Raw genomic sequence first — 20,282 nt, forward strand, 5'->3', positions numbered from 1 at the left:
ATTGGTACCGAGAAGGGGACTCGAACCCCTACACCCTATGGGCACAACCACCTCAAGGTTGCGTGTCTACCAATTCCACCACCTCGGCAATACTACTTCTTGAAACCCGTTACTTCTGCTCTTCAGTTGGAGGAGGTACATCACCAGCGTTGGTGGTTTCGCTCTTCTTCTCTTGGAGCACCGGTACATCATCATTTACTGCCGGCTTCTGCTCTTTGACTTCCAGTACTGCTGGATCTGGCAGACCTGCTTGAGTCAGCTGATGAGCTTTCTCTTTAGCGAAGTATCCTAACCCAAGAGCAGTCAAAAAGAAAGTGGCAGCAAGTATAGCAGTAACTTTACTCAAAAAGGTAGCGGAACCTTGGCTTCCGAACACAGTATTTGAAGCACCTGCGCCGAAAGATGCACCTGCTTCCGCACCTTTACCCTGTTGCAACAGAACCAGCACTACCACAGCCAGTGCAGCCAACAGATGAAAAACAACTACGACTGTTTCCAGCATTTGTTCAGTTTCCTGCGGCGCGACAAATTGCACCGAATTCGTCTGCGTTCAGGGACGCTCCACCAATGAGCCCCCCATCGATATCCGGCATGCCGAACAGTTCGGCCGCATTGGCCGCCTTCACGCTGCCGCCATAGAGAAGCTGCACGTTTGCGGCAACTTCGGCGTCCTGCGCCGCCAGCTGGGCTCGAATGGCTGCATGCACATCCTGAGCTTGCTGAGGCGTGGCCGTCAAACCTGTACCGATGGCCCAAACAGGCTCATAGGCGATTACTGCATTGGCAAAAGCCGCAACACCGAACTCATCGATGATACTGCTCAGTTGACGCCCGACCACCTCCAGCGTCTTGCCTGCCTCGCGCTCTTCGAGGGTCTCCCCCACACAGAGCACTGGCGTCAAACCACTTGCCTGGGCTGCTGCGAACTTGCGGTTGAGCACTTCATCGCTCTCGCCAATGATCTGACGACGCTCCGAGTGCCCGACCAGCACAAGCTCACAGCCTGCTTCAGCCAGCTGACTCGGTGCGATTTCGCCGGTCAGCGCGCCCTGTTCGGGCTGTACAGCAGAATTCTGTGCGCCGACGATGATTCCCTTGCCCTGCAAACCTTCAACCACCTGAGTGATGAAAAGGGATGGGGGGAACACCGCGACTTCCACTCCGCCCGGCAAGGCCAGATTGCTCAAGCCTTCGGTCAGCTCAGCGACGCTGGCGCGGGTACCGTGCATCTTCCAGTTACCAGCTACCATGGGGCGACGCATGCTTTACCTCGTCGGTCAAAGTGGGCGCAGATCTTACCCAACCCGATCTGCGCTGGCAAGCCTATTTCAGGCACAAACTTCAGCGACCAACTTGGCCAAGGCTTCGGCATGGCCGCGGACTTGGTTTTCATCGTCGCCTTCGACCATCACCCGCACCAACGGCTCAGTACCAGACTTGCGCAGCAGCACGCGCCCACGTCCGGCCATGGCTTCAGTGACCTTGGCGCTGGCCTCCTGCACGGCCGGGTTTTCCAGAGGATCGACCTTGCTCGCACCAAAGCGCACGTTGATCAATACCTGCGGGCACTTGCGCAACCCCTGGCGAGCCTGGGCCAGTGTCTCGCCCCGACGCTTGAGCGCCATCAGCACTTGCAGCGCGGCAATGATCGCATCACCGGTAGTGGTATGGTTGCAGCACACGACGTGACCGGAGTTTTCGCCACCGAGCTGCCAATCGCGCTCAAGCAGCTCAGCCATCACATAGCGGTCACCCACCTTGGCCCGGGCAAACGGAATATCCAGGTCCTTGAGCGCCAACTCCAGCCCCAGGTTGCTCATCAGGGTACCCACTACCCCACCCTGCAACTTGCCTCGGTCTTTCAGATCTCGTGCGATGATGAACAGCAGTTCGTCACCGTCGACGATGGCACCGGTATGGTCGACCATCAGCACGCGGTCACCATCGCCGTCGAAGGCGATCCCAAGGTCAGCGTGCCCCACCAGCACGGCCGCCTGCAGCGACTCGATGTGGGTCGAGCCGCACCCTTCGTTGATGTTCAGCCCGTCAGGCTGGGCGTGCAGTACGGTAACGTCGGCACCGAGCTCACGGAACACGCTTGGCGCCACCTTGTAGGTCGCACCATGGGCGCAATCGATCACCAACTTGAGTCCCTCGAAGCTGGTGCTGGTCGGCACGCTGCTCTTGCAGAACTCAATGTAACGGCCGGCCGCATCATTGATACGCGACACCTTCCCCAGCTTACTGGACTCGACCACGGTCATCGGCTGATCGAGCAGCTCTTCGATCATCAACTCGACCTCGTCAGGCAACTTGGTGCCCTGACCGGAGAAGAACTTGATGCCGTTGTCATCGTGCGGATTGTGCGATGCACTGATGACGATACCCGCCTCGGCATGGAAGGTACGGGTCAGATAGGCGATCGCCGGAGTCGGCATGGGCCCCAGCAGCATCACGTCGGCACCGGCAGCAGAGAGACCGGCTTCCAGGGCGGATTCGAACATGTAGCCCGAAATTCGGGTGTCCTTGCCCACCAGCACGCGGCAATTGCCTTGCTTGCGGAACGCCATGCCCGCCGCCCAGCCCAGCTTCAGCATGAAGTCGGGGGTAATGGGGTATTCGCCGACGCGACCACGGATACCGTCGGTACCAAAGTATTTTCTGCTCATAGGGACTCCAATGTTCTTATTCGGCGTTCTGCACCGCGGTGATCATTCGCACCACGTCGACGGTCTCGGCCACATCGTGCACTCGCAGGATGCTGGCACCTTTGGTCATGGCCAATGCCGCCAGCGCCAAGCTGCCGTAAAGCCGCTCACCCACAGGGCGATCGAGCGTGAGGCCGATCATGCTCTTGCGTGAGACGCCAACCAGCAACGGCCGCCCCAGGCGATAGAGCACTTCCATGTGTTTGAAGAGACTGAGATTGTGATCAAGCGTCTTGGCGAAGCCAAAACCCGGATCGAGGATGATGCGGTTGGCGTCGATCCCAGCAGCGGCGCAGGCTGCCATTCGCTGCTCAAGATAGCGCGTCACCTCAGCGGACACATCGTCGTAATGCGGATTGTCCTGCATGTTGCCCGGCTCGCCACGCATGTGCATCAGGCACACTGGCAGCCCAGTATCAGCAGCAGCATCCAGGGCTCCATCGCGCTCCAGGGCTCGCACGTCGTTGATCAGCCCCGCGCCCAGGCGAGCGGATTCGCGCATGACCGCTGGAGTGGAGGTATCGACCGAGATGATGACGTCGAGCCGGCTGTTGATCGCCTCGACCATAGGCGCTACACGCTCCAGTTCCTCGGTCGGGGAGACAGCCCTGGCACCGGGACGGGTGGACTCACCGCCGATGTCGATCAGGGTCGCACCGGCTGACACCATCGCCTCGGCATGGCGCAAAGCCTCGTCGCGCTGATTGAAGCGCCCGCCGTCAGAGAAGGAATCAGGGGTGATATTAAGGATACCCATGACATGGGTACGGGACAAATCAAGAACCCGGTTGCCGCAAGGCAACCGGGCTGGGTACTGCTGTGAGCTCATAGATGCCCTTAGTGTTGAGCCGCTGGACCGCCGATCGGCGACTCCGGACGATCACCTTGGGAGGCCTGGTTACCGGAAGTGCCGGCATCATTGTCCCAATCACGCGGTTCACGTGGCGTACGGCCTGCCATGATGTCGTCGATCTGGTCGGCATCAATGGTCTCGTACTTCATCAAGGCTTCAGCCATCGCGTCGAGCTTGTCGCGGTTGTCGGTGAGAATCTGCTTGGCCGTGGCATAGCAGTGATCGATGATGCTGCGCACTTCGGAGTCGATCAGCTTGGCGGTTTCACCCGAGACACTGGCATGCTGGCTCGCCGCACTGCGACCGAGGAACACCTCGCCCTCCTCTTCGGCGTACATCAGCGGGCCGAGCTTCTCGGACAGGCCCCACTTGGTGACCATGTTCCGGGCGATCTGGCTGGCACGCATGATGTCGTTGGAGGCACCAGTGGTGACGCCATCGAAGCCCAGGGTCATCTCTTCGGCAATACGGCCGCCATAAAGCGAGCAGATCTGACTGACCAACGCGCGCTTGGAAAGGCTGTAGCGGTCTTCCTCTGGCAGGAACATGGTCACACCCAGGGCGCGGCCGCGCGGAATGATCGAGACCTTGTAGACCGGATCATGCTCGGGAACGACACGACCGACAATGGCGTGCCCCGCTTCGTGGTAGGCGGTGTTCTGTTTTTCTTTCTCGGACATGACCATGGTCTTGCGCTCGGCGCCCATCATGATCTTGTCCTTGGCCAGTTCGAACTCCTTCATCTCGACCAGGCGCTTGCTGGCGCGCGCAGCGAACAACGAGGCCTCGTTGACCAGGTTGGCCAGGTCGGCACCGGAGAAGCCGGGCGTACCGCGAGCAATGACAGCAGCGTTGACGTTCTCGCCAACCGGCACCTTGCGCATGTGCACCTTGAGGATCTGTTCACGACCGCGGATGTCCGGCAAACCGACCACCACCTGACGGTCGAAGCGACCAGGACGCAGCAGTGCCGGGTCGAGCACGTCAGGACGGTTGGTGGCGGCGATGACAATGATGCCATCGTTCATTTCGAAGCCGTCCATCTCTACCAGCAACTGGTTGAGGGTCTGTTCACGTTCGTCGTGACCGCCGCCCATGCCGGCGCCACGGTGGCGACCAACGGCATCGATCTCGTCGATGAAGATGATGCACGGCGCGTGCTTTTTCGCCTGCTCGAACATATCGCGGACACGGCTGGCACCGACACCGACGAACATCTCGACGAAGTCAGAACCGGAAATGGTAAAGAACGGCACCTTGGCCTCGCCCGCAATGGCCTTGGCGAGCAGGGTCTTACCGGTACCGGGCGGGCCGACCATCAGCACGCCGCGCGGAATGCGACCACCGAGGCGCTGGAACTTGCCAGGGTCGCGCAGGAACTCAACCAGCTCGCCGACTTCTTCCTTGGCCTCATCGCAACCTGCGACGTCGGCCAGGGTGGTCTTGACCTGGTCTTCGGACAACAGGCGCGCCTTGCTCTTGCCAAAGCTCATCGGGCCGCCCTTGCCGCCCGCCCCGCCTTGCATCTGGCGCATGAAGAACATGAATACAGCAATGATCACCAGTATCGGGAAGCTGGCTACCAGCAACTGGGTCCAGATGCTCTGCTGCTCTGGCTGCTTGCCTTCGACCACGACATGGTTGTCGACCAGATCGCCGATCAGGCCGTTGTCGGTGATGGCCGGACGAACAGTCTTGAAGTTGTCGCCATCGGTACGCTTGCCGGTGATGACATAGCCATCGACGGTCACACGCTCGACCTTACCGTCCTTGACCTGCTGAATGAAGTCGGAATAGTTGAGGGTCTGCGGCTCGTTAGGGCTGGAGAAGTTGTTCATCACCGTCACAAGGACAGCCGCGATGATCAACCACAGGATCAGATTCTTTGCCATGTCGTTCAATTAGCTACCCTCTGAGGCCGGCGCACGACGCAGCCGTGCCTCGCATGATATTCACCGCCCTAACTTACTACATTACCTACGCATCCGCAGGCGCCGTCTGTAACCCTTTGTGAAAGCTAGACTACACGAAGTTCGGACGATCCTGACGGATCCGCCGATTGGAAATAACTATCGGCTGATCCGCAAAACGCCCCTCACGCCCCCTTGAAGCCTCGGCCCAACAGATACTGCTCACGGGACCGGTCGCGGGAAGACGACGGCTTGCGCATCTGCACCTTGTCGAACTTGCCACGCACGTCCTTGAGATACTGGTCGAAACCTTCTCCCTGGAAGATCTTGATCAGAAAATCCCCGCCTGGACGCAATACGCGGCTCGCCAGGTCCAGGGCCAGTTCGCACAGGAACATGGCGCGCGGCATGTCCACAGCAGGCGTACCACTCATATTGGGGGCCATGTCTGAAATCACAAGGTCCACGTGCGAATCACCGACCGCCTCGAGGATCCGCTGGAGCACCTCATCCTGGGTAAAGTCGCCCTGAATGAAGGTAACGTCGGGGATCGAGTCCATTTCCAGGATGTCCGAGGCGATCAGGCGCCCTTGGCCACCAATCAGACGACTGGTCACCTGCGACCAGCCGCCCGGCGCAGCGCCGAGGTCGATCACACTCATGCCAGGGCGGATCAGCTTGTCCTTTTCCTGGATCTCCAGCAGCTTGTAGCTCGCACGCGAGCGATAGCCATCCTTCTGCGCCTGCTTGACGAAAGGATCGTTGAAATGCTCTCTCAGCCAGTTATGGCTGCTCTTGGAACGTTGCGCCACGGGGCACCTCGATGATTAGCGTCGTGATTGACTGGGCGGAGCCACGGGCCCTCGGGTAAAATGGCCGCCAATTTTACAGAATCAGACGAAAAGGGTCAGATTATGCCGCTCAATAACGAGCAGAAGAAACAATACAAATCGATTGGTCACGACCTGAAGCCGGTCCTGATCGTCGCGGGCAATGGTTTGAACGAAGGTGTCATCGCCGAACTGGAGCGCGCACTGACCGATCATGAATTGATCAAGGTCGAAATCCGCTCGGAAGACCGCGAAGAACGCGCCGCTGCCATCGCCGAACTGTGCAAGGCCGGCCGCGCCGAACTGGTACAGACCATCGGCAAGAAAGCGCTGATCTATCGCAAGAATCCGCAGCCGAACAAGCAGCTGTCCAATATCCACCGTTACAAGTGACGGTGGCTCCGGTCAGTGGCGCGGTGGACGCGCCCTGACCGGGACCGGCTGAGCCACCAGCACGATGCCGGAGAAGCCCAGCACCAGGAAGCAGAACATCTGCCAACGCTCACCCACGGAAATCCCGTAGCGCAGCGTGTAGTAACCGATACAGGCACCGAAGCCGAGCAACAGCATCTGGCCACGGAACTGTCGCCACCAGGCCGCCAGGCCGTCCACCCTCGCCAATACCGCCAGCTGGGTCATCAGACCAAGCAACGCGACGCCGATCAACCAACGGTCGATCTGCGCCGCCACATCCTGCACCAACAACGGCGCAAGGCCGGTCACCTTGAGTGCCGGCACCAACCCCACATGGAACACCCACAGGCCCCCGACCCAGAAAACCTGGGCCAGTTGCCAGAGGATCCCCTCAAGGGACGGCGCCCGCAGGCGCCGGTCAGATGTGCTTGACTTCGACAATCTCGTACTCGACCGTGCCGCTTGGCGTGTTGACGACGACCGTATCGCCCTCTTCCTTGCCGATGATGGCACGGGCAATCGGTGCGCTCGCCGAGAGCTTGCCCTTCTTGATGTCCGCCTCATCCTCACCCACGATCTGGTAGGAAACCTGATCGCCGGTCTCGGTGTTCTCCAGGTCCACGGTGGTACCGAAGATCACCTTGCCAGTGTGGGCAATGGTGGTCACATCGATAACCACCGAGTTCTGCAGACGTCCTTCGATATCGCGGATACGCGCCTCGACCATGCCCTGCTCTTCGCGAGCAGCATGGTATTCGGCGTTTTCCTTGAGGTCGCCCAGCTCCCGCGCTTCACCGATCGCCTGGCTCAGGCGCGGGCGCTCGGTCTTGCTCAGGAAGGTCAGCTCCTCTTCCAGGGCGCGAGCGCCCTGGACGGTCATTGGGTACTTGGTCATGCTCATGCTTTGAGTCCTGCGTGCAGATCCTGCAAGCGGCGAACGGTCTTCTCGGGACCGAACTTCAGCGCTTCACAGATGGCTTCACCAGCCGCAATGGTGGTCGTGCAGTAGATTTTGTGCTGCAGCGCATTGCGACGAATCGAGTAGGAATCGGCGATCGACTGACGACCTTCGGTGGTGTTGATGATCAGCGACACTTCGTCGTTCTTGATCATGTCGACCACGTGCGGACGACCTTCGGTCACTTTGTTCACACGGCGCACCTTCAGGCCCGCCGCCTCGATGACCTTGGCGGTACCAGCGGTGGCGACCACTTCGAAGCCCAGGGCGATCAAGTCGCGCGCGACACCCGCAACCTGCGGCTTGTCGTCGTCACGCACACTGATGAAGGCGGTGCCTCCGCTTGGCAGCACTTCGCTGGCGCCCATCTGGGCCTTGGCGAAGGCTTCGCCGAAGCTGTCGCCGACACCCATGACTTCACCGGTGGATTTCATCTCAGGGCCGAGGATCGGGTCAACACCTGGGAACTTGGCGAACGGGAAGACGGCTTCCTTGACGCTGTAGAAGTTCGGGATGATTTCCTGGGTGAAGCCCAGTTCTTTCAGGGTCTTACCGGCCATGACACGGGCCGCGATCATCGCCAGCGAGGTGCCGATGCACTTGGAGACGAACGGCACGGTACGCGAGGCGCGCGGGTTGACTTCGATCACATAGATCTTGTCGCCTTGCAGGGCCAGCTGTACGTTCATCAGGCCGACAACGCCCAGTTCCAGGGCCATTTTCTTGACCTGTACACGGACCTCGTCCTGTACTTCCTTGCTCAGCGAGTAAGGCGGCAGCGAGCACGCCGAGTCACCGGAGTGAACACCGGCCTGTTCGATGTGCTGCATGATCGCACCAATCACCACGTCGGTACCGTCGCAGACCGCATCCACGTCCATCTCGATGGCGCAGTTGAGGAAGTGGTCGAGCAGGACCGGGCTGTCGTTCGAGACCTGCACCGCTTCACGCAGATAGCGCTTGAGCTCGTCCAGCTCGTAGACGATCTCCATGGCGCGACCGCCCAGTACGTAGGAAGGACGTACCACCAGCGGGTAGCCAATGCCACCAGCGGCGCTGATGGCTTCTTCTTCGCTGCGCACGGTGGCGTTTGGCGGCTGCAGCAGGCTCAGACGCTGAACCATCTGCTGGAAACGCTCGCGGTCTTCGGCGCGGTCGATGGCGTCCGGGCTGGTACCGATGATCGGTACGCCAGCTTCTTCCAGGGCACGAGCCAGTTTCAGCGGGGTCTGGCCGCCATAGTGAACGATGACGCCTTTCGGCTTCTCGACACGGCAGACTTCCAGCACATCTTCCAGGGTCAGCGGCTCGAAGTACAGACGGTCGGAGGTGTCGTAATCGGTGGAGACGGTTTCCGGGTTGCAGTTGACCATGATGGTCTCGTAACCGTCTTCACGCAGCGCGAGGGCGGCGTGTACGCAGCAGTAATCGAACTCGATACCTTGGCCGATACGGTTCGGGCCGCCACCCAGGATCATGATCTTGTCGCGGGTCGACGGGTTGGCCTCGCACTCTTCCTCGTAGGTCGAGTACAGGTAGGCGGTGTCGGTGGCGAACTCAGCGGCGCAGGTGTCGACGCGCTTGTACACCGGGAACACCTCCAGCTTGTGGCGGTGACGGCGCAGGTTCTTGTCAGTGATGCCGAGCAGCTTGGCCAGACGCTGGTCCGAGAAGCCCTTGCGCTTGAGGCGCAGCATGTAGTCCTTGTCGATCGACGACAGGGCCAGGGTCTTGACCTTCTCTTCTTCCTTGATCAGGTCTTCCATCTGCACCAGGAACCACATGTCGATGCCGGTCAGGTCGAAGATCTGCTCGCAAGTCATGCCAGCACGCATGGCATCGGCGACGTACCAGATACGCTCGGCGCCCGGCACCGTCAGCTCGCGCTTGAGGATACTGTTGGCTTCCGGGTTGGCCAGGTCGATTTTCGGGTCGAGACCGCAGGCACCGACTTCCAGGCCGCGCAGGGCTTTCTGCAGGGACTCCTGGAAGGTACGGCCGATAGCCATGACTTCACCCACGGACTTCATCTGGGTGGTCAGGCGGGCGTCGGCTTTCGGGAACTTCTCGAAGGCGAAGCGCGGCAGCTTGGTGACGACGTAGTCGATCGACGGCTCGAAGGACGCCGGGGTACGACCGCCAGTGATGTCGTTCTGCAGTTCGTCGAGGGTGTAACCAACGGCCAGCTTGGCGGCGATCTTGGCGATCGGGAAGCCGGTGGCCTTGGAGGCCAGTGCCGAGGAGCGCGATACACGCGGGTTCATCTCGATCACGACCATACGGCCGGTGTTCGGGCAGATACCGAACTGGACGTTGGAGCCGCCGGTTTCAACGCCGATCTCGCGCAGCACCGCCAGGGAGGCGTTGCGCATGATCTGGTATTCCTTGTCGGTCAGGGTCTGCGCCGGCGCAACGGTGATGGAGTCACCGGTGTGCACGCCCATCGGGTCGAAGTTCTCGATGGAGCAGACGATGATGCAGTTGTCCTTCTTGTCGCGGACAACCTCCATCTCGTATTCCTTCCAGCCGATCAGCGATTCGTCGATCAGCAGTTCCTTGGTCGGCGACAGGTCCAGACCACGGGCGCAGATTTCTTCGAACTCTTCACGGTTGTAGGCGATACCGCCACCGGTGCCGCCCATGGTGAAGGACGGACGGATGATGCATGGGAAGCCCAGGCGCTCGAGCACCGCATTGGCTTCTTCCATGCTGTGGGCGATACCGGAGCGCGGGCACTCAAGGCCAATGGCCTTCATCGCCTTGTCGAAACGCGAACGGTCTTCGGCCTTGTCGATGGTGTCGGCGTTGGCACCGATCATCTCGACGCCGAATTTTTCCAGAACGCCGTGACGCTCCAGGTCCAGGGCGCAGTTCAGCGCGGTCTGGCCGCCCATGGTCGGCAGCAGTGCGTCTGGACGCTCTTTCTCGATGATCTTGGCCACCGACTGCCACTTGATCGGCTCGATGTAGGTGGCGTCGGCCATGGCCGGGTCGGTCATGATGGTGGCCGGGTTGGAGTTCACCAGGATGACGCGGAAACCTTCCTCGCGCAGGGCTTTACAGGCCTGGGCGCCGGAGTAGTCGAATTCGCAGGCCTGGCCGATCACGATCGGGCCAGCGCCGAGAATCAGGATGCTTTTGATGTCTGTACGTTTTGGCATGGTTGTCACTCAAATCCGCGGGTCAGTCGGCAAGCCGTCTTGAACAATCTGGGTCAGGCGCTTCCGGGCGCGGCACTCGCCGCCCCGGGGCCTTGATGCAGGATGCTCAGCGGCGCTTGGCCATGGCATCGATGAAACGATCGAACAGTGGCGCGACGTCGGTCGGGCCAGGGCTCGCTTCAGGGTGGCCCTGGAAGCTGAACGCGCTCTTGTCGGTGCGCTCGATGCCCTGCAGGGTACCGTCGAACAGCGACTTATGGATGGCGCGGACATTGCCCGGCAGGGTGGCTTCGTCGACGGCGAAACCGTGGTTCTGGCTGGTGATCATGACCACGCCGGTGTCCAGGTCCTGGACCGGGTGGTTGGCACCGTGGTGACCGTGGCCCATCTTGACGGTCTTGGCGCCGGAGGCCAGGGCCAGCAACTGGTGGCCGAGGCAGATGCCGAATACCGGGATCTCGGTCTCGAGGATGTCCTTGATCGCCTGGATCGCGTAGTCGCAAGGCTCCGGATCACCAGGGCCGTTGGACAGGAACACGCCGTCCGGATTCAGCGCCAGGACTTCGCTGGCTGGGGTCTGGGCAGGCACCACAGTCACGCGGCAGCCGCGGGCGACCAGCATGCGCAGGATGTTCAGCTTGACGCCGTAGTCGAAGGCAACCACATGGTACGGCAGGTCGGCAGCTTCAATGGTCGGGTGGCTGTCGGTCTTCAGCTCCCACACGCTGGAGCGCCACTCGTAGCGCTCCTTGGTGGAGACGACCTTGGCCAGGTCCATGCCCTTCAGGCCCGGGAAGGCGCGGGCGGCGGCGATGGCGGCTTCTTCGCTGATATTGTCACCGGCGAGGATGCAGCCGTTCTGGGCGCCCTTTTCACGCAGGATACGGGTCAGGCGGCGAGTGTCGATGCCGGCAATGGCGACGACGTTATTGGCCTTGAGGTACTCAGGCAGCGACTGGGTGTTGCGCCAGTTGCTGGCCAGCAGCGGCAGGTCACGAATGACCAGGCCTGCGGACCAGACACGGTTCGACTCGGCGTCTTCCGGTGTGGTACCGGTATTGCCGATGTGCGGGTAGGTCAGGGTTACGATTTGCTGCGCGTAGGAAGGGTCTGTAAGGATTTCCTGGTAGCCGGTCATAGCGGTGTTGAATACCACCTCACCAACGGTCTGACCGTCGGCACCGATAGCTTCACCGCGGAAAATACTGCCGTCGGCAAGGGCGAGTATGGCTGGCTTTGTCAAGAAGACCTCCCGTAAATCAAGCATGAAAGGGCGATCGCAGGTTGCAAAAAAGCGGAGTGACGTATGGACACGTCACCCCGCTTTCATGTGCTGAATTCAATTCGCTGCGCGCTTTTAGTGGACACACTAAAGCTGTAGCTTACAGAAAATTACGTTTTAGGTCTACCGCGTATGTGTCTCTGAAACACAGGAATGCGACAGACCGGCATCGGCGATGGCTTCTTCGCAGGCACCCCCTCAAGAACCGCTTCGCACCTGAGAGCGACGCTATTGCCGTGAGGAAGCAGGCTTACCCGCGAAGAGCCAGCACCACTCCAACTGCCTTAACGCAATTCGAGCACATCCTGCATGTCGTACAGGCCCGGCTCGCGCCCTTCAAGCCAGAGCGCGGCACGCACCGCCCCCTTGGCGAAGGTCATGCGGCTGGAGGCCTTGTGAGTAATCTCCACGCGCTCGCCTTCTGCTGCGAACAGCACGGTATGGTCTCCCACCACGTCCCCGGCGCGAACCGTGGCGAAGCCGATGGCCTGACGGTCACGAGCGCCGGTCTGACCCTCGCGCCCATAGACCGCCACTTCGCCCAGGTCACGACCCAGCGCCTGGGCAACCACCTCACCCATGCGCAAGGCAGTGCCCGATGGCGCGTCGACTTTGTGACGGTGGTGCGCCTCGATGATCTCGATATCCACCTCGTCGCCCAGCACCCGCGCCGCGGTATCCAGCAGCTTCAGGCAAAGGTTGACGCCGACACTGAAGTTGGCAGCGAAGACAATCGGAATCTCCTTGCCTGCCTCGGCCAACTGTTCTTTTTCCTCTGGCGTGAAGCCGGTAGTACCGATCACCATCGCTTTGCCTGCCTTGCGGCAGAATGCGAGGTTCTTCAGGGTCACCGAGGGGTGGGTGAAGTCGATCAACACATCGAACTCGTCAGCGACCTTGGACAGATCGCTGGAGATTTCCACACCAATTCGACCCAGCGCCGCCAACTCGCCGGCATCGGCGCCGACCAAAGAGCTGTCCGGACGATCGATGGCCGCCGTCAGGCCTGCCTGGGGCGCCTGTTGCTGCACAGCCTCGACGAGGGTCTTGCCCATCCGCCCAGCCGCGCCCATTACCGCAATACGTCGCATAGCCTGTTCCTTGTCAGAGATCGCCGAAGAAGCGCTTCACACCCTCGAACCAGCCACTGGCCTTGGGCGAATGAGAGCTATCGCCCTCCAGCGAGTCACGCAGCTCCTCGAGCAGCTCGCGCTGGCGGCGACTGAGGTTGACCGGAGTCTCCACCGCCACACGGCACAGCAGGTCGCCAGCCCCACCACCGCGCACAGGGGCCACGCCCTTGCCACGCAGACGGAACTGCTTGCCGGTCTGGGTCCCTTCCGGGATCTTGAGCTTGACCCGACCATCGAGGGTCGGCACTTCCAGCTCGCCACCCAGGGCTGCGTCGGTGTAGCTGATCGGCACCTCGCAGTACAGATGCTTGCCGTCACGCTGGAAGATGGCGTGCTCGCGCACGCTGATGACCACATAGAGATCACCGGTCGGACCACCATGGGTGCCCGCCTCGCCCTCGCCGGACAGGCGAATGCGATCGCCGGTATCGACACCTGCCGGCACCTTGACCGACAGCGTCTTGTACTCCTCGACACGGCCTTCGCCATGGCAGGAGGTGCAAGGATCGGTGATGATCTTGCCCTGACCATGGCAGCGCGGGCAGGTTTGCTGCACCGAGAAGAAGCCCTGCTGCATGCGCACCTGGCCGATGCCGCCGCAAGTCGGACAGGCCGACGGGGTCGAGCCCTTCTTCGCACCCGAACCATCGCAAGGCTTGCAATTGACCAGGGTCGGAACACGGATGCTGACCGTGGTGCCGCGCACGGCCTCCTCGAGATTCAGCTCCAAGGTATAACGCAGGTCGCTGCCGCGCTGCGCGCCGCCACGGGAACCACCGCGACCGCCGCCAAAGAAGTCACTGAAGACATCGCCGAAGATGTCCGAGAAGTTGGCACCGCCAAAGCCGGCACCGCCACCACCCATGCTCGGATCGACGCCGGCATGGCCGTACTGGTCGTAGGCTGCGCGCTTGCTGGCATCGGACAGAATCTCGTAAGCCTCGTTGGCCTCCTTGAATTTGTCTTCCGACTCCTTGTCGCCCGGGTTGCGGTCCGGGTGATACTTCATCGCCAGGCGGCGATAGGCCTTCTTGAGATCGCCTTCGCTGGCGCCGCGCTCGACACCCAGGACCTCATAAAAATCACGCTTTGCCATAGGTCATTGCACTCTTGGGGGCATTCGGCGCGCTCATGCGCATGTCGCGCCACGCCGTCAGCACCTGCCACCACACGAATGCGCCCTGACAGATGCTGTAAAAATTCTCGTATTCCAGACACGCCAACGCGGGAGCAAGCCCCCGCGCGGCGACATCCTACCAGCTCACCGACAATCGACGGTGAACTGGCCGACAACATGCAGGGATTACTGCTTGTTGTTGTCTTTTACTTCTTCGAACTCGGCGTCAACCACGTCATCGTGCTTGGCTTCCGGCTCGGCCTGCTGCGCGCCGCCCTGAGGCTGTTCAGCCTGCTGCTCGGCATACATCTTCTGGGCAACCGGCGCGGAGACTTTGGACAGCTCCTCGACCTTGGCGTCGATGGCAGCCTTGTCGTCGCCCTTCAGGGCAGCTTCCAGGGCAACCACCGCCGCTTCGATCGCCGCCTTCTCTTCAGCGGTGGCCTTGTCGCCAGCGTCGGTGACCATCTTGCGGGTCGAGTGAACCAGCGCATCACCCTGGTTACGGGCAGCGGCCAGCTCTTCGAACTTGCGGTCTTCCTCGGCGTTGGCCTCGGCGTCACGCACCATGCGCTCGATTTCCTCGTCGGACAGACCCGAGTTGGCCTTGATCACGATCGACTGGGACTTGCCGGTGGCCTTGTCCTTCGCGCTGACGTGCAGGATGCCGTTGGCGTCGATGTCGAAGGTCACTTCGATCTGCGGAACACCACGCGGGGCCGGCGGAATGTCGGCCAGGTCGAATTTACCCAGCGACTTGTTCTGCGCAGCCTGCTTACGCTCACCTTGCAGCACGTGAATGGTCACGGCGTTCTGGTTGTCATCGGCGGTCGAGAACACCTGCGACTTCTTGGTCGGGATGGTGGTGTTCTTCTCGATCAGCGCAGTCATCACGCCACCCATGGTTTCGATACCCAGGGTCAGCGGGCTGACGTCCAGCAGCAGAACGTCCTTGACGTCACCGGCCAGGACCGCGCCCTGGATGGCAGCACCCATGGCGACCGCTTCATCCGGGTTGACGTCCTTGCGAGCTTCCTTGCCGAAGAAGTCGGCAACGGCCTTCTGCACCAGCGGCATACGGGTCTGACCGCCGACCAGGATCACGTCGTCGATCTTGCTGGCGTCGATGCCGGCGTCCTTCAAGGCGATGCGGCAAGGCTCGATGGTACGGTTGACCAGGTCTTCGACCAGCGACTCCAGCTTGGCGCGGGAGATCTTCACGTTCAAGTGCTTAGGACCGGTAGCATCTGCAGTGATGTACGGCAGGTTGACGTCGGTCGACTGAGCGGAAGACAGCTCGATCTTGGCCTTTTCAGCGGCTTCCTTCAGACGCTGCAGGGCCAGAGGATCGTTCTTCAGGTCCATGCCGGACTCTTTCTTGAACTCGTCGACGAGGTAGTCGATCAGGCGCATGTCGAAGTCTTCGCCACCCAGGAAGGTGTCGCCGTTGGTGGCCAGTACTTCGAACTGGTGCTCACCGTCGACTTCGGCGATTTCGATGACCGAAACGTCGAAGGTACCACCACCGAGGTCATAGACGATGACAGTGTGGTCGCCCTTGGCCTTGTCCATGCCGTAGGCCAGTGCAGCGGCGGTCGGCTCGTTGATGATGCGCTTGACGTCCAGACCGGCGATGCGACCGGCATCCTTGGTAGCCTGGCGCTGGCTGTCGTTGAAGTAGGCCGGCACGGTGATGACCGCTTCGGTCACTGGCTCGCCGAGGTAGTCTTCGGCGGTCTTCTTCATTTTCTTCAGGACTTCGGCGCTGATCTGCGGCGGCGCCATTTCCTTGCCGCTGGCTTCGACCCAGGCGTCACCATTGTTGGCCTTGACGATCTTGTATGGAACCAGCTTGATGTCTTTCTGCACGACGTCTTCTTCGAAGCGGCGGCCGATCAGGCGCTTCACCGCGAACAGCGTGTTGTGCGGGTTGGTGACGGCCTGGCGCTTGGCCGACTGGCCGACCAGAATCTCGCCATCGTTGGCGTAGGCCACGATCGAAGGGGTGGTACGCGCGCCTTCGGCGTTCTCGATGACCTTGACGTTACCGTTTTCCAGGATGGAGACGCACGAGTTGGTGGTCCCCAGGTCGATACCGATGATTTTGCCCATGTTTACTCTCCCGAAACTTGAATTTGGTTGCAGCGGCTACATTGGCCAACTGCGGTAATACTTGAATGCTTGACACCTAGATGGGGATGCCCGGAAGGATTTCAAGCCTTTTCATCAATCGACGGCTGAGGGGCCGCTGGCGCCTTGCTCACCACCACCATCGCGGGGCGCAGCAGACGGCCATTGAGCAGGTAGCCCTTCTGGAACACCTTGAGCACGCTGTTCGGCTCGACCTCGGCACTCTCTTGCATGGCCATGGCCTGGTGGTGCTCGGCGTTGAACGGCTCGCCGTGCGGGTCGACTGGCTCGAGGTTGTAGCGCTTGAGGGTGTCGTGGAACATCTTCAGGGTCAGCTCGATGCCTTCGCGCATCGGCTTGATGGTCTCGTCGTCAGCACTGGACAGCTCCAGACCACGCTCAAGGCTGTCGATCACCGGCAGCAGGTCGCCAGCGAACTTCTCCAGGGCGAACTTGTGGGCCTTCTCGACATCCTGTTCGGCGCGACGGCGGATGTTCTGCAGATCGGCGGCAGCACGCAGGGACTGATCCTTGGCGGCAGCCAGCTGCTCCTCGAGCACTTGGACGCGAGCACCGAGATCCTCTGCACCAGCCTCTTCGGCGTTAAGGTTCTTCTCATCCAGCTGTTCGTCAGCCATTAGGTTTCTCCTCCGCAATTTCTGATGTGCGAGCACAGGCTCGTCTTGTCTTGCCGGCTATATGGGGCCGGAAAAACCAGCTTCAAGGGCCAACTCGGTTTTCCCCTGCCAATACTGATCGCCAGGCGGGCATTGTCAGCTTGGCAAAAAGCACTGTATAAATAACCAGACATGACCCCTCGGGAGCCGCCCTCATGCTGGTGCACCTGTCCATTCACAACTACGCCATCGTCGAACACCTCGACCTCGAACTTGCTCGCGGCATGAGCGTGATCACTGGCGAGACCGGCGCCGGTAAATCGATCATGCTAGACGCCCTCGGCCTGGCCCTGGGCGATCGCGCCGACAGCGGCGTGGTACGCCCCGGCGCGGACAAGGCGGACATCCTCGCCACCTTCGATCTGGACGAGATCCCCGAGGCCCGTACCTGGCTCGCCGAGCGCGACCTGGACACCACCGGCCCGTGCATCCTACGCAGGGTCATCACCGCCGAAGGGCGAAGCCGCGGCTATATCAATGGCACACCCTCTCCTCTGGGCGACCTCAAGGCACTGGGCGAGCTGCTGATCGATATCCACAGCCAGCACGAACACCAGTCCCTGCTCAAGACCGACACCCATCGCCGCCTTGTGGACGAGTACGCGGGCGCCATCGACCTGGCCCGCCAAGTACACCTGGCTGCCCAGCGCTGGCGTCAGACCCGCCAGGAGTTGGAGCGCCTGTCCAACTCCGGCGACGAGCAACGCGCCCGTCACCAACTGCTCAGCTATCAACTCGAAGAGCTGGACAACCTTGGCCTTGGCGAGAACGAACTGGAGCAGTTGGAGCAGGAACACAAAAGCCTGACCAACGCCGAGGCCCTCTTCGGCATCTGTCGCCAGGTCATCGACCATTGCAGCGAAAGCGATTCGGGCAATGTGCTCAGCGCACTGACCACCAGCCTCAATCGCCTGACCGCCGTAAGCAATGCGCCCAAGGCCTTGGGCGAGGCGGCCAACCTGATCGCCAGCGCACAGATCCAGGTCGAGGAAGCCGTGGGCGAGCTCAACCGCTTCCTCGATCACTTCGATGCCGACCCCATGCGCCTGCAAGCCCTGGAGGAACGCCTCGATACCATCTATACCCTGGCCCGCAAGCACCGCGTGCACCCGACCGAATTGCCACATCTGCAACAGCACCTGATGGACGAGCTGGAAGGGCTCAACGCCAGCGACGAATCGATAGAACGCCTGGGCGAGGAACTGGCAGCCTATGCCCAGCATTACCAGGCTAAAGCCCTTGAGCTCAGCGTTCTGCGCCAGCAGGCGGCCCGGCAGCTTGCCACAGCTGTCGAGCAGGAGATCCAGCGCCTAGGGATGCCTGGCGGACGCTTCCGCATCGAGCTCACCCCCCATGAAGGCAACGAGCTGTCGCCCCATGGCCTGGAGATGGTCGAGCTACTGGTCAGCGCCAACCCGGGTCAGCCGCTCAAGGGCCTGGCAAAAGTCGCGTCAGGGGGCGAGCTGTCCCGGATAAGCCTGGCGATCCAGGTCATCACCGCCCAGACCTCGCGCATTCCCACACTGGTGTTCGATGAAGTGGACGTCGGCATCGGTGGCCCTACCGCCGAAATCGTCGGCCAGCTATTGCGTCGACTGGGCGAACGCGGCCAGGTACTGACCGTGACCCACCTACCCCAAGTGGCAGCCCAGGGGCACCATCACCTGTTCGTGCACAAGCTGCGCAACAGCGATACCACCCATACCGCCGTGGCCAACCTGGGCAAGCGCGAACGGGTCGAGGAGGTTGCGCGCATGCTGGGCGGTATCGACCTCACCAAGGAATCGCTGGCCCATGCGCGCAAGATGGTAGTCACTGGGAAAGCCTGAGCACCTCTCGAGATCGAAGCCCAACCCAGCCCTGTAGCAGCAACTATCTTGCCCTGCACCACCGCTTTCGCAGGAGCGGGCCTACCCGCATATCGCGTCGACACCTGGCCTCGATGGGCAGAAAAACAAAAGGCGACCCGAAGGTCGCCTTTGTTTTGATAACGATAAAATCGTTACTTTTTCTTGCGCACATAGAGGACCAGATTGTGGTCAACCAGTTCGTAGCCGTGTTGGGCAACGATCTCTTTCTGGCGCTTTTCGATCTCGGTATCCACGAACTCAATGACTTCACCAGAGTCCACGTTGACCATATGGTCGTGGTGGCCGCCGTCAGCCAGTTCGAAGACCGCATGACCGCCGTCGAAGTTGTGGCGAACAACCAGACCCGCCGCTTCGAACTGGGTCAGTACGCGATACACGGTTGCCAGACCGACATCTTCACCGGCTTCCATCAGCGCCTTGTAGACATCTTCGGCACTCATGTGGCGCTGCTCGGTGGAGTCGAGCATCTGTAGAATCTTGACTCGAGGCAGGGTCACCTTGAGACCGGCTTTGCGCAATTCGCTATTTTCAACCATGGTCAGCTTTCTCGCCGATGCTGCTTCGCAGCTTCTCTTAATACGGGTATGATCGGGGTTTACGTTGTCCAGCCAAGATAGTGGAAGTCGCCCACCGATGCAAAACACCAAGCTCTTGCTAACCAGCCTCACCCTCGTGGGACTGCTCGCACTCGCCGGTTGCTCGTTTCCCGGGGTTTACAAAATCGACATCCAGCAGGGCAATGTCGTTACGCAGGACATGATAGACCAATTGCGCCCCGGAATGACCCGTCGCCAAGTAAGGTTTATCATGGGCAACCCACTGATTCAGGACACGTTCAACACCAATCGCTGGGATTACCTCTACAGCCTGCAACCTGGCGGCGGCCAGCGTCAGCAAGAGCGCATGAGCATCTTCTTCAACGAGAGCGATCAGTTGGTCAGCCTGTCCGGCGACTTCATGCCAGGCGTGAGCCGCGACCAGGAAATCCTTGGCGGCAGTGGCGACACCACCGTCAGCCCAGCCACTCAACCGAACCAGCCAAGCCAACCGGAAGAAAAACCGGCCAAGCCAGGCTCGCTGGAAGAGTCTATCCAGAAAGAAATCGACACCATCGAGACCACGCCAGTCCCGACGCCAGCACCGCTGGAAACCTCCCCGCAGTAATCGCGGCGAGACACAAAAAAGCCCGGGCCATGCCCGGGCTTTTTATTGCCTGTCCGATTTAACGACCACACGCG

Annotated in this window: 18 protein-coding genes and 1 tRNA gene; 3 read left to right on the plus strand and 16 right to left on the minus strand. The window is 60.9% G+C overall.

Going from position 1 to position 20,282, the window contains the following annotated elements; all coding sequences use genetic code 11:
- Window positions 1–2 precede the first annotated feature (2 nt).
- The 7 genes from ACNFCH_RS18610 to rlmE form a co-directional block, all read right to left on the minus strand.
- Window positions 3–88 (minus strand) — tRNA-Leu (locus ACNFCH_RS18610).
- A 21-nt stretch (window positions 89–109) separates the two neighbouring features.
- Window positions 110–502, minus strand: a complete 393-nt coding sequence (gene secG / locus ACNFCH_RS18615) for a preprotein translocase subunit SecG (protein WP_070576486.1) — start codon at window positions 500–502, stop codon at window positions 110–112.
- A 4-nt stretch (window positions 503–506) separates the two neighbouring features.
- Complete coding sequence (tpiA, locus tag ACNFCH_RS18620) at window positions 507–1,262, minus strand: triose-phosphate isomerase (RefSeq protein WP_337159771.1); 756 nt, start codon at window positions 1,260–1,262, stop codon at window positions 507–509.
- Window positions 1,263–1,328: 66 nt separating this feature from the next.
- Window positions 1,329–2,669, minus strand: a complete 1,341-nt coding sequence (glmM, locus tag ACNFCH_RS18625) for a phosphoglucosamine mutase (protein ID WP_416743275.1) — start codon at window positions 2,667–2,669, stop codon at window positions 1,329–1,331.
- 16 nt (window positions 2,670–2,685) lie between these two features.
- Window positions 2,686–3,537 (minus strand): dihydropteroate synthase, encoded by an 852-nt coding sequence (gene folP / locus ACNFCH_RS18630; protein ID WP_416743276.1) that lies wholly within the window; start codon window positions 3,535–3,537, stop codon window positions 2,686–2,688.
- An 8-nt stretch (window positions 3,538–3,545) separates the two neighbouring features.
- A complete protein-coding gene (ftsH, locus tag ACNFCH_RS18635; protein WP_070092240.1) occupies window positions 3,546–5,453 on the minus strand; it encodes an ATP-dependent zinc metalloprotease FtsH in 1,908 nt (635 codons plus the stop codon).
- Window positions 5,454–5,656: 203 nt separating this feature from the next.
- Entirely contained in the window at window positions 5,657–6,283 is a 627-nt protein-coding gene (gene rlmE / locus ACNFCH_RS18640; RefSeq protein WP_070092239.1) for a 23S rRNA (uridine(2552)-2'-O)-methyltransferase RlmE, read from the minus strand.
- A 102-nt stretch (window positions 6,284–6,385) separates the two neighbouring features.
- Here rlmE and yhbY point away from each other — a divergent pair, with 102 nt between their 5' ends.
- Complete coding sequence (yhbY, locus tag ACNFCH_RS18645; RefSeq protein ID WP_023378620.1) at window positions 6,386–6,694, plus strand: ribosome assembly RNA-binding protein YhbY; 309 nt, start codon at window positions 6,386–6,388, stop codon at window positions 6,692–6,694.
- A gap of 12 nt (window positions 6,695–6,706) precedes the next feature.
- Here yhbY and ACNFCH_RS18650 read toward each other — a convergent pair whose 3' ends face one another.
- The 8 genes from ACNFCH_RS18650 to grpE form a co-directional block, all read right to left on the minus strand.
- Window positions 6,707–7,156: an MFS transporter gene (locus ACNFCH_RS18650; RefSeq protein WP_337159778.1), complete on the minus strand. Its 450-nt coding sequence runs from the start codon at window positions 7,154–7,156 to the stop codon at window positions 6,707–6,709.
- Window positions 7,134–7,616, minus strand: coding sequence for a transcription elongation factor GreA (gene greA, locus ACNFCH_RS18655; RefSeq protein ID WP_196164577.1), 483 nt, complete (start codon window positions 7,614–7,616; stop codon window positions 7,134–7,136). Before greA ends, ACNFCH_RS18650 begins: the two co-directional genes overlap by 23 nt.
- Window positions 7,613–10,834 carry a carbamoyl-phosphate synthase large subunit gene (gene carB, locus ACNFCH_RS18660; protein ID WP_337159781.1) on the minus strand — a complete coding sequence of 1,074 codons (3,222 nt, stop codon included), beginning with the start codon at window positions 10,832–10,834 and terminating at the stop codon, window positions 7,613–7,615. The genes greA and carB overlap by 4 nt, the downstream gene beginning before the upstream one ends.
- A gap of 106 nt (window positions 10,835–10,940) precedes the next feature.
- Window positions 10,941–12,077, minus strand: coding sequence for a glutamine-hydrolyzing carbamoyl-phosphate synthase small subunit (gene carA / locus ACNFCH_RS18665; protein WP_025340706.1), 1,137 nt, complete (start codon window positions 12,075–12,077; stop codon window positions 10,941–10,943).
- 323 nt (window positions 12,078–12,400) lie between these two features.
- Window positions 12,401–13,207: a 4-hydroxy-tetrahydrodipicolinate reductase gene (gene dapB, locus ACNFCH_RS18670; RefSeq protein ID WP_416743277.1), complete on the minus strand. Its 807-nt coding sequence runs from the start codon at window positions 13,205–13,207 to the stop codon at window positions 12,401–12,403.
- A gap of 13 nt (window positions 13,208–13,220) precedes the next feature.
- Window positions 13,221–14,345 (minus strand): molecular chaperone DnaJ, encoded by a 1,125-nt coding sequence (dnaJ, locus tag ACNFCH_RS18675; protein WP_337159787.1) that lies wholly within the window; start codon window positions 14,343–14,345, stop codon window positions 13,221–13,223.
- 207 nt (window positions 14,346–14,552) lie between these two features.
- Window positions 14,553–16,478 (minus strand): molecular chaperone DnaK, encoded by a 1,926-nt coding sequence (dnaK, locus tag ACNFCH_RS18680; RefSeq protein ID WP_070092235.1) that lies wholly within the window; start codon window positions 16,476–16,478, stop codon window positions 14,553–14,555.
- Window positions 16,479–16,579: 101 nt separating this feature from the next.
- The gene (gene grpE, locus ACNFCH_RS18685; RefSeq protein WP_070092234.1) at window positions 16,580–17,134 is read right to left on the minus strand and encodes a nucleotide exchange factor GrpE; all 555 of its coding nucleotides are present in this window, start codon (window positions 17,132–17,134) and stop codon (window positions 16,580–16,582) included.
- A 194-nt stretch (window positions 17,135–17,328) separates the two neighbouring features.
- On the opposite strand from grpE, the gene recN reads away from it, so the two are divergent.
- Complete coding sequence (gene recN, locus ACNFCH_RS18690; protein WP_416743278.1) at window positions 17,329–19,002, plus strand: DNA repair protein RecN; 1,674 nt, start codon at window positions 17,329–17,331, stop codon at window positions 19,000–19,002.
- Between the two features lie 173 nt (window positions 19,003–19,175).
- Here the strand turns inward: recN and fur are convergent, their stop codons facing one another.
- Window positions 19,176–19,580: a ferric iron uptake transcriptional regulator gene (fur, locus tag ACNFCH_RS18695; protein WP_043210124.1), complete on the minus strand. Its 405-nt coding sequence runs from the start codon at window positions 19,578–19,580 to the stop codon at window positions 19,176–19,178.
- 97 nt (window positions 19,581–19,677) lie between these two features.
- Between fur and ACNFCH_RS18700 the strand changes: the two genes are divergently transcribed.
- Window positions 19,678–20,208, plus strand: coding sequence for an outer membrane protein assembly factor BamE (locus tag ACNFCH_RS18700; protein WP_070092232.1), 531 nt, complete (start codon window positions 19,678–19,680; stop codon window positions 20,206–20,208).
- The last annotated feature ends 74 nt before the right edge of the window (window positions 20,209–20,282 follow it).

It is taken from the genome of Pseudomonas sp. NY15354 (assembly GCF_048068075.1).
GTDB classification, from domain to species: Bacteria; Pseudomonadota; Gammaproteobacteria; order Pseudomonadales; family Pseudomonadaceae; genus Aquipseudomonas; species Aquipseudomonas guariconensis_C.